At 50.1% G+C, this 15,830-nt stretch carries 10 protein-coding genes; 3 read left to right on the top strand and 7 right to left on the bottom strand.

Going from position 1 to position 15,830, the window contains the following annotated elements; genetic code table 11:
* Positions 1-309: 309 nt before the first annotated feature.
* Entirely contained in the window at positions 310-1,623 is a 1,314-nt protein-coding gene (locus FHS16_RS30990) for an anti-phage deoxyguanosine triphosphatase (protein WP_183571500.1), read from the bottom strand.
* Positions 1,624-1,721: 98 nt separating this feature from the next.
* Here FHS16_RS30990 and FHS16_RS30985 point away from each other — a divergent pair, with 98 nt between their 5' ends.
* Positions 1,722-2,285 (top strand): guanylate kinase, encoded by a 564-nt coding sequence (locus FHS16_RS30985; RefSeq protein ID WP_183571498.1) that lies wholly within the window; start codon positions 1,722-1,724, stop codon positions 2,283-2,285.
* A 65-nt stretch (positions 2,286-2,350) separates the two neighbouring features.
* On the opposite strand, the gene FHS16_RS30980 is transcribed toward FHS16_RS30985, so the two are convergent.
* The 6 genes from FHS16_RS30980 to FHS16_RS30955 all read right to left on the bottom strand — a co-directional run bounded on the left by FHS16_RS30980 (position 2,351) and on the right by FHS16_RS30955 (position 12,996).
* Positions 2,351-7,393: an S-layer homology domain-containing protein gene (locus FHS16_RS30980; protein ID WP_183571496.1), complete on the bottom strand. Its 5,043-nt coding sequence runs from the start codon at positions 7,391-7,393 to the stop codon at positions 2,351-2,353.
* A gap of 248 nt (positions 7,394-7,641) precedes the next feature.
* Positions 7,642-8,559, bottom strand: a complete 918-nt coding sequence (locus FHS16_RS30975) for an ornithine carbamoyltransferase (protein ID WP_183571494.1) — start codon at positions 8,557-8,559, stop codon at positions 7,642-7,644.
* A gap of 107 nt (positions 8,560-8,666) precedes the next feature.
* Positions 8,667-9,092 (bottom strand): WapI family immunity protein, encoded by a 426-nt coding sequence (locus FHS16_RS30970; RefSeq protein WP_183571492.1) that lies wholly within the window; start codon positions 9,090-9,092, stop codon positions 8,667-8,669.
* Between the two features lie 257 nt (positions 9,093-9,349).
* Positions 9,350-11,206, bottom strand: a complete 1,857-nt coding sequence (locus FHS16_RS30965) for a 3'-5' exonuclease (protein ID WP_183571490.1) — start codon at positions 11,204-11,206, stop codon at positions 9,350-9,352.
* 121 nt (positions 11,207-11,327) lie between these two features.
* A complete protein-coding gene (locus FHS16_RS30960) occupies positions 11,328-12,170 on the bottom strand; it encodes a class I SAM-dependent methyltransferase (RefSeq protein WP_183571488.1) in 843 nt (280 codons plus the stop codon).
* The gene (locus tag FHS16_RS30955; protein WP_183571486.1) at positions 12,160-12,996 is read right to left on the bottom strand and encodes a polysaccharide deacetylase family protein; all 837 of its coding nucleotides are present in this window, start codon (positions 12,994-12,996) and stop codon (positions 12,160-12,162) included. The genes FHS16_RS30960 and FHS16_RS30955 overlap by 11 nt, the downstream gene beginning before the upstream one ends.
* 319 nt (positions 12,997-13,315) lie before the next feature.
* Between FHS16_RS30955 and FHS16_RS30950 the strand changes: the two genes are divergently transcribed.
* Together FHS16_RS30950 and FHS16_RS30945 are read left to right on the top strand one after the other, a co-directional pair.
* Entirely contained in the window at positions 13,316-14,500 is a 1,185-nt protein-coding gene (locus FHS16_RS30950; protein ID WP_183571485.1) for a glycosyltransferase family 4 protein, read from the top strand.
* 50 nt (positions 14,501-14,550) lie between these two features.
* Entirely contained in the window at positions 14,551-15,519 is a 969-nt protein-coding gene (locus FHS16_RS30945) for a metal-dependent hydrolase (RefSeq protein WP_183571483.1), read from the top strand.
* Positions 15,520-15,830: the final 311 nt, after the last annotated feature.

Raw genomic sequence — 15,830 nt, 5'->3', positions numbered from 1 at the left:
TTTGAAATGCTCATTACTTGTTATCGCTTTTTCGCTTATCCCGAAGGATTTGCGAGGCAGTTGTTACTCGTTGTTCAGTTTTCAAAGAGCAATCTATTCTTTCGTTTGTTACGCTTGTTTTGCTTGTCGTCCGCGTGTTTCTCTCGGCCGGAATTAGAATATATCATGTATCACACTATCATTGCAAGTCTTTTTTTGAAATTAAATATAAAAAACTTCATAAACGCTATTTAAAACATAAATAGATCATAGAACCCACACCAAAGAAGCTTCTATGACCTATGTCGATGTCGATAATTATCTATTCATTTAAATATCGAAAAGCCTGCCGCCCGCCGCCTCGTAAAGGCGCGAATACATTTTCAAAGCATAGGTATCTGTCATCCCTGCAATGTAATCGCAAACCAATCTAGCATTCTGCCTTTCGGAGGCTGGGCTCCAGCTTGTCTTTTCATCCTCGGGCAGCAGGTTCTTGTCATTCAGCATGGCATCGAACAGCTTCTCAATAATTTTACCGCCGCGCCATTCGAAGGTCTGTACCTTCTGTGAGAAAATAACATGCTCCACGACAAGTTTTTTCAAGTCTTCCAAGAGCTGAGTAGCTTCAGGTCCGATTACCGCCTTATAACGCAGTCTATTAGAAGCAAAATTCGGCTGCACGTCTTTAACCGCAATTTCGTGAATAAACCCCGATACCAAATCAGCAAAGAACCGCTTCGTCTGTTTGTGCCGGTTGGTACTCTCATCCAGAAAAATGCGCAGCGCCTCCGATATCCGTTCCGATGAAATCGTTTTATGCTGCTCGACTACTTCGCATAGATCCTCCCGTTTGATCAGATTCAGCTTAAAAGCATCTTCCAAATCATAGGTCGCATAAGCGATGTCGTCGGCCAGTTCAATGATTGAGCACTCAAACGATTTGTTTACTGTTTTGCGGTGCCTCCCAGCGGTCGGTTCAGATACGCTAGTGAAGTAAGCCTGTTCATCCTTCGCAAACGCTTCTATAACCCAGTCAAACACCGGCTCGTCCTCTTCAAAAATGCTGCTTTTGGGCGGTTTAGCTGTCACGTCCGGATTATTGACCCGCTTCATGCTTGCAGGATATTTGAGAATCGACAGCAAGGATGCCCTTGTCAGATCAAGTCCTGCCTCACGGTCCCCTTCTCTGCTGGTCAATAAACGAAAGGTATGCGCGTTGCCTTCAAAATTCAGATCGAAAGCGCTCATGCATTTGTTCAAAGCGCGCTCACCCTGATGGCCAAACGGCGGATGCCCTAAATCATGCGCTAAAGCAGCCGTTTCAATAAGGGAAATATCTATTTTGTTCTCTGAATGGAGAAAGAAGTCGTCTTTTTCATTTAACGTTGTGGCAATTCCTCTGGCAATTTGAGATACTTCAAGGGAATGGGTAAGCCGTGTTCGATGGAAATCGCCTTCGCTGATTCCGATGACCTGCGTCTTGGATTGCAGGCGGCGAAATGCAGCCGAATGGATAACCCTGCCGAAATCCCGCTCGAAGCCATCACGGATCGAAACCCGCTGTTTCGCATTCTCTGTATTGAAATGCCGCTCCGTATCTTGTTCATTATAGAACGGATTGGTTGGATGATTGATCAGAATCATAGGCTCGCTCCCCGGTGAGTTCTTTTAGAGCCATTCTAGCAATATATGGTCATTAATGTAAGGGATTGTTGAACAGATCACAAAGGAGCGCTTACGCCTTGGGTAAAATATTCGCATTCTACGGACCGTCCGCTTCAGGAAAGTCCGAAATCCAGAGGGAGCTGACCGTCTTTGGCTACCCCAAAATCATTACCGCTACAACCAGGCCTCCCAGATCGCATGAGGAAGATGGGGTCCACTATCTCTTCATGACGACTGAGCAATTCGAGCATGCGCTTGCTGAGCATTCATTCATTGAATGGACCAGCTACAATGGAAATTATTACGGCACTCTAAAGGCGAGTATAGAGGAAGCGCTTCGACAAGACGGCAAAGCGCATATCGTGCTTGATTTAGCCGGCGTACTCGCACTTAAGCAGTTGTATGCGGATACCGTTGCCGTTTATATCGGAGCGAATATCAGCACCATAACGCGGAGGCTTAAGCTACGAGGAGGCGCAGCGGACGAAACCGAAAGTCGGATTCAAAAAGCAGAGCAGCACGAATTGAGCATCGAATATACGCAGCATGCCGATGTCATCGTCTGGAACCATGACGGTGTTGACTTCAACGATACGATGCTGCGCGTAAGAAATATTATCGCGGGCAATCAAACCGATTGAAGGCAAAGCAAGAGCTCCTCTTGTCCACTTGGGACGAGGGAGCTCTTTTTGATGCCTTCGGTCTATTAGATAAGCTCCGATTTCTGTAAAAGCCTCTCAATAATCGCGGCAACCTCTGCTCTTGTCAGGTTCGCTTTGGGAGCCAGCTGCACAGGTGTTTTCCCTTGTACGAGTCCACCTTGCAGGCAGTCCTCAATTCCGCTGAGCGCCCACTCAGCTATAGCCTCTTTATCTGCAAACTGATCTACAAGTATGTCCGTACCAGCAGTCGGCAGCTTAGCCTTAAGCCCAGTAAGGTTCATCGCGCCAGCGAGAATCGTCATCGCCTGCTCACGGGTTATGTTCGCATGAGGCCGGAATGTTCCATCCTCGAAACCGTCAATGAGTTGATAGGCGCTAGCCGTTTCAACCGCATCCGCATACCACGCCGATGACTCCACATCCGAGAACGTATCGGCAGCCTTAACCGGTTTAAGTCCAAGTGCGCGGACAACCATCGCAGCGAACTCGCTTCTGGTCACGGTTTGCTCGGGCGCATACTGATCTATGCTAACTCCGTTCAAAATCAACCGCGCGCCTAAATGGAGTACCGCTTCCTCTGACCAATGACCGCTTATATCTGTAAAACGTATGGAATGACTTACAAGTGAATAGACACTGTTCGATAAGCTGTTTATTGCCGCAGCATATCTCCCTTCCTTCTGTTCGATTTTGGTTGGCACATGGCGCACCGTTCCATCCGGATCGATGACGATTGCTGTCGTCACCGTGCTAGGATCTACGCCGTTAGGAATAATGATGGTTCTTTCTACAAATCCATTGAATTGGTTGATTGCCGTAGTTCGATCTCCATGGACTGCCGTGACCTTGAAATCATAAGCTGAGCCTATTAGAACATACCCTCCTTCCGTAGCAGATGCCTCCAACAGCTTCTGAACATCTGCTGCCGGTTTGCTGATTTCAATACGAAGCTTTATGCCCTCAAGCGTGGTCGATTGGCCAAGCATCTCCGCTAATGCTTTTAGATTAAGCCGACTCGATGGCAGCACGTATACAGCTCCGGCTGTTTTGAGCTCAATAACGGCGTCCTTCTGTTTGAGTTTCTCCATCAGTTCAGCTGTCAACTCAGCGATCATACTGCCCGTTTGATCAGCCGCTTGGATCGTTACGACCGCATTAGCCGGCAGGGTAGCAAGGGCATCAAGCTTAACGGTAGTGACCGTTTGGCCATCCGCCTTAGTCGCTTCAATGATTCCAAGCTGCTCTTCTTTGCCATTCAGCATTACGGAAGAGCCGGATGGTGTTGGTGTTGGTGTTGGTGTTGGTGTTGGTGTTGGCCCCTCCGGCTGCGGCGGATTAGTCGGTTCAACTGGTCCCGTGCTCGACTGAGGCACGGCGCTTACTTCATTAGAAGCAGCGCTCTCGCCTGCATCGTTAAATGCTTTTACCACAAAATAGTACGTAGTACCATTGCTCAGTCCTGTCGCTTGGTAATCATAAACAGAGCTTGTTACAGTTGCGGATTCCTGCGAATAGACGCCTGATTGCTCGCTGACATAAATGTTGTATCCGTCGGCTCCGACAACACCGTTCCAGCTCAAGTTCACTTTGCCATCACCAGCAGTTGCGCCATTATTAGAAGGAGCATCCAACGGGACTGGGTCTGTCGGGTCTGTCGGGTCTGTTGGATCTGTTGGATCTGTTGGATCTGTTGGATCTGTTGGATCTGTTGGATCTGTTGGGTCTGTTGGGTCTGTTGGGTCTGTTGGATCTGTTCCGTCTAAAATAGGCTTCATATATTCCGTTAAGCGATTTGCGATTTTTACATGCCCGGCATTCGATGGATGCAGGCTATCAATGAAATCGGCTGACGGATAGCTGGCTACCCAGCTCGTTGTATCCACATAATGAAGCTTCGAATCGCCTGCTTCGATCCGGTTGTTGACCGCCGCAAGCGTCGGCGCAGCCTTAAAGCCGCCGAGCGTCCTCAGCGCAAAAATATGAGCACTCGGATATTTGCTTCGAATGTCCGCTAGAAACGTTGTATACGTATTTTGGAATGCTGCATCATCTACATTGAATTTTGCATCGTTCGTACCTAGATTAACTACGATGGCGGTAGGTTCGTATGTGCTGAAGTTCCATGCAGGAGAATCTGGGTAATCACCAGGCTGAAGCTTGAAATATTGCTCGCTCATGCCAAGCTGATTAGGCGCGTAACAAGCAACGCCTGTCTGCAAACAAATGCCCGTGTACGCAATCTGCGTATGATCGGCGTTCAGTTGCTCGCCCGCCAGCCACGCATAGGAGGCGATGGATACTTTCGAAGTCATATAGCCAACCGTAATGGAGTCGCCAATAAATTCAATGAGCTGCTCCCGCTTAGGCGGCTGAGCCGTCGCTGCGCCTATATCGAGCAGCAAGCCTTCAAAGGCGAGTACATCAAGCACATCCCGTGATGCAACGGTCAGCGTATGCGTTCCCTCATCGAGGGGCGTCGGTGTCAGAAGAACGGTTCCGTCCGCATTGGTGTATAGCTGATAGTCTCCATCGTCAATTTTGACGAAAAGATTCGCAGCACTGCCTAGTTTCAGCCTCACGTTCGTGCCCGTGAAGGACGTACGCAGCGAAGCTCCCGGCCAATAGCTTTTGTACACAGCCTGCGAGCTTTTGTCCCAGCGGCCAATGTACGCAATGTTGGCGTCATCCGGCGCAATAGCCGTCATCGGCGCTTCCGGCTCCGTAATGGTGAACGTCGTTTTCGCGCTTACGTCGCCATTTTGCGATTTGGCCGTAATGACGGCTGTCCCCGCACTAAGTGCCGTAACCAGCCCACTGCTGCTGACCGTTGCCGTGTTAGCATTGCTTGTGGACCAGATGATTTTTTTATTTGTCGCCTCCTCGGGCAGCAGCGTCGCAGTTAACTGCTCCGTTTGACCGGTAGCGATCGTTGAAGCCGACTTATTCAGCGTTAAGCTGTCCGGGAATACCTCTGGCCCGTAAACCTCAAGCTCCCATAGCGAATAGCCGTAAATGGTTGCTCGCACCGTACCGTACATTCGGACGTAACGGGCGTCCACTTCATTAAAGCTGACCGTCTCAACGCCGCCTTTGCCCGTTGTGGTGCTGAATACCGGCTGCCAGCTTGATTCATCTGTTAGCTCGTTGGCAACTTGAATGTGATAGCTTTTGCCATAGGCGCCTTCCCAGAACAGCTTCACTTCGTTGATCGCCTTCGTTTCGCCAAGATCAACGTAGATCCAGCCCGGATCAATGCCGCGCTTTGAGCCAAAACGGGTAGCCAAATTGCCATCATTCACGTATGGCGATGTATCCTGCGCGCCATCGTTCGACGATCCGATTGCAGGCTGGCGCAGCGCAAGGTTCGTGCGAGTGCGCGGCTCCGGATTTTGCACAGGTTTAATGGTCACGCCGCTGTAAAACTCTTTACTGTGGAAATTCAGCTCATGCAAATTGGTCGCAGGCTGTGCTTTGCCCGGCATGTACACATTTTCAAACGTAATGTTGGAAATTTCCGCGCCCTCAACGCCTTTTAGCTTCGAAAAGCTTTCTCCAGCGTCGCGGACCGTAATATTTTTTACCGTAACGCCCGTAATCGGTCCAACTCCGGCATTGCCTCCGTTAATGGTGAACATCGTCATCCATGCACTGTTGTCTTCGTTCTTGCCGCTGATGTCCTCAACGTCCATGTTCTCAAAAGCTACGTCGCTCACGCTACCTGCGCCATATTTATGATGGATAGCGAAGCCAACGGCAGCCTTGTAGACGACGCCGTCCTTGAAGGTAATGTTGGATTGATCCTGCATGACGCCTTGCCCGATTTTGTAGCCGTAGCATAGGGTCCATGAGATCGCATCCTCAAATAGCACGTTCTGGACTGGCTCCGGGCTGCCCGGCCATGGCACTTTGCCCGAGGAAATATCCGTGTCTTCCCGCCAAGCCTTGGTGGAATAAGGATCATCGAGCGCGATGCCGATCGAATTGCGCACGACTACATTTTGAGATTCGCATATATCGATGCCGTCATTCTCGCCCATGCCGAGGCTGTTGAACATTTTGAGATTCGTAAAGGTCAGATCATTGGAACGAACGGGCACAACCGCCCAGCCCGACGATTCTCTAATAATAACGCCGTCCATGTGGAAGTCGCTTGTTGCAATGGGCACGACGAGATTGTTAATCATACCTTTGCCGTTCGTGCTTTTGTCATCATGCAGCGCTTGCCCGTTGCCGTCGATCGTCCCTCGCCCGTAAATCTTAATGTTCGTCGAGTCGAATGCGGTCGAAATCCACCACGTAGCCGGACGGCCCATCGAGTCCTTGAACCAATGCTCGGTGTAATCGGCTGTTTTGCCTGTACCGACGAAGGTTGCTCCCGGCTGCATGTAGAGCGCCGTATTGCTGCGCAGCACAAGATTCCCGATATAATACGTGCCTATCGGTACGTAAACGATGCCTTGGGCGCCATTTCCCTGTGCCGTACCGTAGCTGCTCGCATCATCAATCGCTTGCTGCAGCGCCGCTGTTCTCTCTGTCACGCCCGTTTTTTCACCCGTAGCCGTGATGCCGTATGGCGCTGCAGTTACGTTGAAAATACCGGTACCCGAAGCGTTCGGTACATCCGTTTCCGCCGGATCGGCAGCGATAACGATCTTGGTCGTACGGTTATTCATCATGACGATCAGATATTCATCCTTCTGCGTCGTGAACGTAATCGTCCGGCCTACGACCGAATCTGCCTTGATGCCGAGCTTTTTCGGGCTAATGGCATACTCATGCACCTTATCCGTATTCAGTATCGTGAGCTCATACGTTATAGGCCCCTCCGATGCAGAAAAATTCGCGTAATCATAATCGTTATACGCCTTGATTACCGGAATATCCACCCCGTTCGCCTTTAACGTATAGTTCGCCGAAGCCACGTATTTGGCCGATTGCTGATAGGCATGAATCGCTGCAGGGCCTGCTGCCGCAGCAACCGGTTCCCCCGTTGCTGCCTGCGCATGCGGCGCCGGAATAACCACAGTTGATGCGAGGACTGCGAATACCAATGCCAAACTGAACCATTTTCGAATAGCTAACCTCATCAAAAATCCCCCTTTGCTTACTTGTGAAAGCCCTTTCACAAATAAGTATAGAGGGAAATGGAGATTGGCCTAATGCGGCAAATCCCACATTATGGACAGCTTTCTCAAGTAATTGGCTGCCGGGAGGGAGATTAGACGGATTGGAGGGATGTAAGCGAATTTACTGCCTCTCGTATTCAGCATCACCGCACGAATCGTCGATTATTGAACCAGAGTTCCCCTCCGCTCCAGTAAAGCCAAATACGGCATCAACCGATGGCGAGCATATCCATAAGCAGCGCTTTCTGCACATGCATTCTGTTCTCGGCCTGCTGGTAGATAATCGAGCGTTCCGCCTCAACCAGCTCGGCTTCAATCTCAAAGCCCGGATGAATCGGCATATCATGCATGATATAAGGCGAATGTCCCGCAAGATTCCGTCTGTTCAGCTGGAAAGGAAGCATCGTCGCCAGCCTTTTATTCTTCTCTTCCTCATAATGCTCCTCATGAAAAAACTCCATGTCGATCCATGTGTCCGTATATACGAAATCGGATTGCGAGGCTGCTTCGGACAAGCTGCTCACATTTACGACATACCCGCTTTGATAAGCCTCCCGCATAAGCTCTTCATCCCAAGACGGAGTGTTAATGATTGGCGTCACCAGCAGAAGCTTAATGCCCATGGTCATACAGCCGGCGACGAGAGAATTCGCTACATTGTTATGAATGCCGACATACGTTAACGTCATTCCTTTGAACGTTCCCGCTACCTCGTAAATAGTCATCAAGTCCGCAAGCGCCTGGCAGGGATGATACTTCTCGCAGCAGCCATTGATCACGGGAACGCTAGCGTATTTTGCCAGTTCAAGCATGTCGGAGTGTTTCTTGAGCCTTGCCATAATGACATCACAATTTCTGGACGCATACCGGGCTTCATATTGGATAGGAGAGAGACTGAAGTTGCTAGCATCCCAGTCCATCACAACCGAATACCCGCCCATTTGGTTCATACCGGATTGAAAGGACAAGCTCGTTCTAGTCGATGTTTTCTGAAAAAGCATTAGCAGCCCTTTCCGTTCGGCGGCATGGTAAAACTGCTCGGGGCTGCGTTTAACCTCGATCCCCTGTTCAATGATGGCTTGAATCTTCTCCGCGTCCCATTCTTTTAAAGACAATAAGTGTTTCATGGCTTTAGCTCCTTGTAGTGAATATTTATACATATATGTGAATTAATATCCAATCTAAGGCGTGTAAGACGATTTGTCAACCGGAATGAAAAGAATCCCTGCAGCAGCTACAGGGATTCTTCCGAAACGAAGGCAGATAAAAATTTTGCAAACCTTTCAAGATCGGATGGGTTCATGTCAAAAGCGCCCGAAACGCTTCTGGTGGCAGAGGTATGCTCCAAATACACATGTTTGGACAACAAGTACTCCATTACAAAATCCCCCTTGCGATTCACGCTCTGAATAGTAAGCTTGCATTCCTGCGGGCTCATACTCTCTAAAGATGCTGTTCCTTTGCGCAAAAAATGCAATTGAGCCAAAGCCGATTGAAAGGCAGCGACGTCACTCAAACTAAACCATGCCTCCCGATTCTCGCCGTCATAACCGTTGTCCTGTATGGCGATTGAAAAAATGATAGCGGGTAATGGCCCTTCTTCGGATTGCACAAATTCAAACGTCATGCTGGCTTGCTTATTTATCGACTCTATTCGCATCCTCTTTACCTCCGCCCAGCAGCATTTCTATCGATTGAATCAAGCGCACTTAGCATAGTGCTCTCCACCAAGCGTAAACGGCTGTCGCCGTCCTCTGTGGCAAAAGCAGTCATTTCGCGGCGATATATAAGCACATTTATAGGTGAAAACATATAAATTCTTATATACCAAAAAAAGACCGCCAAGGAATATGAATGACTTCCTTAACGGCCTTTCTCTTATTCCGCTCTTACGCCACCTCTTCGACGAATTACCGCTTATCCCATTTTGTTCGACGCAAGTTTCTTTTCCTTCCGCTGCTGCTGGATCTCGTCCAAGTACAGGGTGAACCTCGAATCTCCGCTGTAGGATATAAACAGCCAGTCCAGCGCCCGGGTCATCGCCATATAGAACCTTGCCGTCTCGCGTTCCTCGGCTTCTTCCAAGGCGTAGGGCATATTCTCCGTATTCACAAGGAATACCGCACGGAATTCGCGTCCTCTCGCATCGTCAACGGATGATATCGCAATGGCGTCAGTCGAGTCGCCTGAAACCCGAACCGTATTGGTATTCTCCTCCGATAACCATTGAAACGGAAGGCACTGCCGCCGCAGCTCTTTGCGAATCAGATCGATATAGGAGGAGTAGTAGTTATTTTTGACGCGATACAAGATAGCCATCTCCCGGTAAGGGACCTTCCTCTCGCTATGCAGGTATTGGATCCGCTTCACGACGGCCTCCAGCTCCTCTTGCAGATTGCGGCAGCGCACAATCGCAGGCTCCGGGCCTTTCCGCCTTGTGCTATGGGGAGGGATCAACGCAACGCCGTCAATCGAGCCTTCCTGCATCTTATTGTCCAGCAGCGAATGCTGTTGATAGAAGCTCCAAGCGAATTGTACGATCTGGGCTGTATTGCGGTAGTTGACAGATAAAATGCGCGAACGCTCCTTCAACTCCGTGCTTGCTGCCGCCATGCTAGGCACAAGCAATTGGTTCAGCAGCCTCAGCCAGTCGCGTTCGAATTGCTGTCCCTTGTCGATCAGAATCGCATCGTAAGTCGGAAGGATCGCCTCTTTGCTCTCCAGCTTCTCGATCAGGCCTGCAATACCCGCTTCCCTTACATTCAGCACCTTGCTCAGCCACTCATGGAAATGATAAACCTCGACGTTATGCTTCCGTTTCTTATCATCCTTCTGTTCCTCGAGCATAACCCAATCGAATAAATCCGCAGGCTCCTCCATAAGCTCATCGACCATTTTTTGAAGGCTTCCCGATATCGTATGGCTATGGCTCAAAATGAGAATTTTCCATTCCGGATGATGCTTGGCAATAATCTTGGCCCGGTTGACCAGCATAAGCGATTTGCTGCCAATGCCTGCCGCAGCATTCCCTTCATCCGAAAGCAGCTGCGCCGCAAGCTCCTGGTGCACATCCATCGCCTCGATCCGGTGGAGCGACAGCAGAAGCTGGTCCTGCTCATTGCCGAGCTGGCGGAACTCGGAGCTCAGTCGTACCTCGGGGTACAAATGGCTGCGGATAGCCTGCATATCCGCAAGCGTCAGCATATACCTTTTGCGGCTCCAATCCGTGAACATGCCATGTATTTTCTCGATGAGCAGATCGGCTGAGAAACCATCCCGATCCGCATCTATATCATTGCGGCAGAGCACAAACGTTGGGGAAATGACATCGCAGAGACCAAGCCTCTCGAAATCCTCCTGCTCCATTCGCGTAAATACGGTTCCATGACCGCAAGCAAACTTCAGCACGCCTGCTTGTCCTTCCCTGTGCAAGGCTAGCTGCGGATCATCCTTAAGCTCCCTCGCGATCCGCCGCGCTCTGTTCCTCGCCTGCTTATAGGGATTCTCCACCGTTTCCATCCGTCCGGCAGAAGAGTGAAGCTGCCATTCGTCGGTATCCAGATGTACAATAGACGACTTGGTATAATCCGCCACATCGAGCACCAAGAGCCCAAGATCCGGACCTATAATGACAAAATCAGGCCGATCCCCCTCGATTTCCGGTTCGAAATAGACCACGTAGTCTTCAGCCAAATTCGTCTTCAGCGTGCGAAACACCAATCGCTCTCCCGCTGTCGCGCTTTTCCGAATCACCTCAGGGATCATGTATGCCATCTTTTGTCACCTCTCATTCTTATAATCTCTTTCATTTAAGTATAAAGAATATTGCGGCCAATGGGTAGCCAATCCTGCCTAAAAGCAGCTTTTCAGACCGATCTACGCAAGTCATTCATCCTCATCGCTCCGCGGTCATTGCAAAATAGACCGGAAGCAAGCCGAGCCGCATCGAATCCGCAAAGGTATGCCGCTGAATATGGCGAAATCCCTTTGCTTCCAGCATTTTACCCAGCCTCTTCGTCGTAAAATAATTCGCCTGCGAGCGGCTGTGCGCTGGCTGTGCGGTTCTTGAACGGTATAGCCTGCTTTTGACGAATGAGAACGTTTTGGGCTTGAGAATGCCTTTCCTCGTAAAAAGATAGTCCCAGCTATAACCGGAGCCATGAACGAGCAAAAACACCTTCCCGCCTGGGGAAAGCACACGATAAAGCTCCTCCAATGTCTGCTCCGCATCCAAATACTGCAGCGCTGCTCGGCATATGGCCAAATCAACGGCTGCATCGCCCAGCGGAATGTGATGCGCATCCGCGGTTTTCGTTATAACCGAATGGTCAGGAATATTCGCGCGGAGAAGCAGTGCTTCCAGCAACGCCGTCTGCTCGGCATCAGCGTCAATGCCATAGACGAGCTCCGGCCCATGCTGGAGCATGGAAAATATCGTGGCGCCTGCTCCACAGCATAAATCCAGTATTCTGCGGTGTTGACCTGCTTCCTGCTGAAGAAGGAGATCGAAGGAGTCCGGTTTGTATCGCTGCCTATAATGCTCGTAGCAGGCATATCCGAATGATGGATCAGCGAGCTTCCCATCGCTGGATATCACGCCTTTTGCCACCAAGCTTCGCCTGACCTCCGGGGTCGGAAGCGCACCGCTTCCCCAGCGTATGCCGTTCTCTATGCTGAAGAAATAGGCCGTTCCCGCCAATAAAACGCTTTCTAAAATGATTTGCGCTTTAGCATCCAACTTGCCGTTCCCCTCCAACCTGCGGGTAATAGCTGCGGATCGACATGCATTTGAAATCGGACAAAAGCTGTTTTAATTTCATATCCGTATGGGCAAGGCCATAATATCGCCTGAAGCTGTTCAGCTTGGAGGTATCGTAGATATGCGGCTGATCATGATCCAGATCGTACGGATGTATGTAAAAAACGAAGGCGTCGCGTTTCTTTATTATTTTTCTAGCGCCTAAACGGAATGCCGCATATGGATAGATGCGAAAATAACCGCCGCCGCCCCAAGGAATATGGATACCGTTCATATCGTACACCGGCAGCGGTAATTCCCATAATGCTTCCCGGACTTTATAAGCATGTGTGTTCGAAGCCGCCAAATCGAACTTGGCGTAAAGCTTGTTGAAGGTATTCGGGATGAGGCTTGAATCATACATGAAGCCTTCTTCGACAAGGATGTCCAATCCCCAATCCGTCATGGAGAAGCAAGGGGCGCGGTACCCGTGCACCTCGGCGCCTAACAGTTGCTCCAAAATACTTTTGGACATGCGTATGTCTTGCCTGAATTGCTCGGAGGATTGCTTGTAGACCAACCGATGAGAATATCCGTGCGACGCAATTTCATGGCCTCTGCGGTGTATTTCTTTGATGAGCTCGGGCTTTCGTTCGGCAATCCAGCCGAGTGTGAAAAAAGTACCAGTTGCCGCATGCTCGTCCAATAGATCCAGGATTTGATGAACCGGCTTCTCCAGCCTTAAAGCATAGCCCTCCCATTCCGAGAGCGACAAATCCGGGCTGCAAAACCAGTCCTCCACATCGACAGTAAAAGCCATTCTCATGACGATCCCACCCTTCTCCCCTATTATTCCTCATACGCCTTGTTATGGCAACATTTGTATGAGTTTGGATGATTTTGGAGGATGAGACGACGGCTGCGCGCTTTTCCAGTAAAAAAAGAACAGAGCGCCAAGTAGTTAACTACTTGCTGCTCTGCTCGATTTTGTTGCCATGAAATACTTATTCGTTCATGCCGTTAAGCAGGTTCACGATCATTTGAGCGCTCTCGGCGTAAATTCATCATTTCTTTACTCAATTGCACATCAGAGATAATATTCATGCACTACTGTGAGGATATCATCCCGGAAGAGGAGTGATTCCATGCGAATTGCCGTGTTCTCCGACACTTATGTCCCACAGATCAATGGCGTTGCGCTTACCTTGAAGCGATGGACCGATTATTTGTCCGATCATGGCGTTGAATGCATGCTGTTTGTGCCTACCGCGCCGGAACCATCCTACGAAGAAGAGGTGTGCAGACTCGCCAGCATTCCTCTCCTGCTCTATCCGGAACATCGATTTGCCATCCCCAATCTACTGCGGATTCGCCATCAGCTTTCCCGCTTCAAGCCTGATCTTGTCCATATCGCCACCCCTTTCAATGTCGGGCTCGCCGGTCTGACTGCCGCCCAGAAGCTGCATATCCCAGTAGTCGCCTCTTACCATACCCATTTCGACCATTATCTCGACTCCTATCGCTTTCCTTTTGCCCGTGCCTGTTATTGGCCGTATATCAAATGGTTCCACCGCTCCTGCAGCGCTATATTCGCGCCTTCGCTCGAGACGATCAACCGACTGGAAGACAAGGGGCTGCGCAATCTTGCTTTGTGGACCCGAGGGGTAGACTGCGATTTGTTCACGCCTGAGAAACGATCGGACCGCATTCGCGAGCAATTCGGGATTAAAGAGCGGTATCTGCTTCTCTTTGTTGGCCGTCTTGCCCCGGAGAAGGATTTGGATATCCTGCTTCAACTGATGCATCGACTGCCTGAAGAGATTCGCGGGCAGGTCCACTGGCTCATCGTCGGCGACGGCCCCATGATGGAGCAAGCCAGACAGGAAGCTCCTCCGAATGCTACGTTCGCCGGCTACCAGAGCGGAGAAGCATTAGCGGAATTGTACGCCTCTTCGGATCTATTCGTGTTCCCTTCATCGACCGAAACATTCGGTAACGTCGTGTTGGAGGCTGCAGCATCCGGGCTTCCCTCTATTGTCGCCGACAGCGGAGGCGTGACAGAGATTGTTCAGCATGGGGAGAGCGGGATGCATGCGAAGGCCAGAAATACGGAGAGCTTTCTAGCAGCCTTGACCGATTGGGCTGAACATCCTGGCAAATGGCAGGAATTCGGGGTAAATGCCAGAGCCTTTGCGCTCACGCGCACATGGGACCTCGCAATGGAATCGATTTACACACGCTGCGTGCAGATTGCAGAATCGGAGCATAATCAGCTTGCCGCTGCAAGGCAAACGATGGTATGCATTCGGGAAGAAAGTGAAACGGCTTGAAGATAGAACGGGGTATGTTCACATCTGAGCTTCATTAGGAGGTACAGGGAATGGATACCGGAACACATCTTCTTACTGGCGCCACCTTGGGCGGGCTGGCGATTTCACTTGCCGATCCCGCTCTCTACAGTCATTCGACCGTCATTTACGGCTTATGCGCGGCGACAATCATTGGGTCGAACGCTCCTGATTTCGATGCCGTCATTCGTATTCGCGGGTACAAATCTTACTTGCAGCACCATCGAGGCTTCAGCCATTCTCTGCTTATGCTTGTGGGGTGGCCTGCTGTCCTCGCCCCTTTGATTGCCCTCGCATTTCATGCCTGGAACTATCTGGTCCCAATCTTTCTATGGACGATGGCCGGGGTCGTATTTCACGTCTTCCTCGATTTTTTCAATGCATACGGCGTGCAATGCTTCAGGCCGGTTTCACGAAAATGGTTCCACGCCAACACCATCCCGATCTTCGATCCGATCCTGTTCGTTCTTCATGCTGCGGGGCTGCTGCTATGGCTGCTTGGTGTCTTCGGGGCAACGGCTATTTTCCCGCTCGTCTATGCGTTGACCTTTCTGTTTATCGGATACCGTATTGTGATCGGCCGCATCATGCTGCATTATGTTCGAAGGCGATACGGAACTGCCGGTTATTCCTTTCTGATTCCGCGCGGACTCCCCCACAAGTGGAAATACGTCCATGAAACCGGGCAGGCCTACATCACCGGCTCGATTCGCGGATTGACGTTCAAGGAAGAAGCCATCTTTGAGAAGGGGGAACAGACCGATGTGATTCAAGCGGCGATGGGCAACGACGGCGTGCGAACGTTTCTCCATTTCACTCATCATGTTCACATCTCCTGTCAGAAGCTTCAGAACGGGTACCTTGTCGAGCTGCGCGACATTCGTTTTCGACATGGGCGTAACCTCCCCTTCGGCATGGATGTCACGTTAGATGAAAGACTGCAGGTGACCGGGGACACGATCGGGTGGAGGAAAAAGATGTGGGAGCCTCCTTTTGCTTGATGATGGGGAGGTTGAGGTATTTAGGAAAGGGTGCTCGAAACTAGGCGTCGCTTAAATTAAGGAGGAATGCAGAATGGAGTCTAAGAATCTTCTATAGATTCTTTGATTCCATTCTGCTGGTTCTTTTCTTTTTACGATTAATGCGTAATAATGCACATGCACCGTATGCGGGAACATGCTTTGATGCTGCTATCATAATAGAGAACTTCATAATATTGAGTGACTACAAATTTCGTAATAATAACTTATAATGATTATCTAGTTTGTGACCAGGATATACAATTCCCCGCTACGTAGCAAGCAATCTAAAA

The organism is Paenibacillus endophyticus, assembly GCF_014192395.1.
In the GTDB taxonomy this organism is placed as follows: domain Bacteria; phylum Bacillota; class Bacilli; order Paenibacillales; family Paenibacillaceae; genus Pristimantibacillus; species Pristimantibacillus endophyticus.
Note: the sequence above shows the minus strand (reverse complement) of the source record. Positions and strands in the feature narration are given on the sequence as shown.

Coding starts and splice junctions, on each gene's coding strand:
- FHS16_RS30970 (WP_183571492.1), bottom strand. CDS start 9,092: ATGCGAATAGAGTCGATAAATAAGCAAGCCAGCATGACGTTTGAATTT.
- FHS16_RS30950 (WP_183571485.1), top strand. CDS start 13,316: ATGCGAATTGCCGTGTTCTCCGACACTTATGTCCCACAGATCAATGGC.
- FHS16_RS30975 (WP_183571494.1), bottom strand. CDS start 8,559: ATGAAACACTTATTGTCTTTAAAAGAATGGGACGCGGAGAAGATTCAA.
- FHS16_RS30945 (WP_183571483.1), top strand. CDS start 14,551: ATGGATACCGGAACACATCTTCTTACTGGCGCCACCTTGGGCGGGCTG.
- FHS16_RS30980 (WP_183571496.1), bottom strand. CDS start 7,393: ATGAGGTTAGCTATTCGAAAATGGTTCAGTTTGGCATTGGTATTCGCA.
- FHS16_RS30965 (WP_183571490.1), bottom strand. CDS start 11,206: ATGGCATACATGATCCCTGAGGTGATTCGGAAAAGCGCGACAGCGGGA.
- FHS16_RS30955 (WP_183571486.1), bottom strand. CDS start 12,996: ATGAGAATGGCTTTTACTGTCGATGTGGAGGACTGGTTTTGCAGCCCG.
- FHS16_RS30990 (WP_183571500.1), bottom strand. CDS start 1,623: ATGATTCTGATCAATCATCCAACCAATCCGTTCTATAATGAACAAGAT.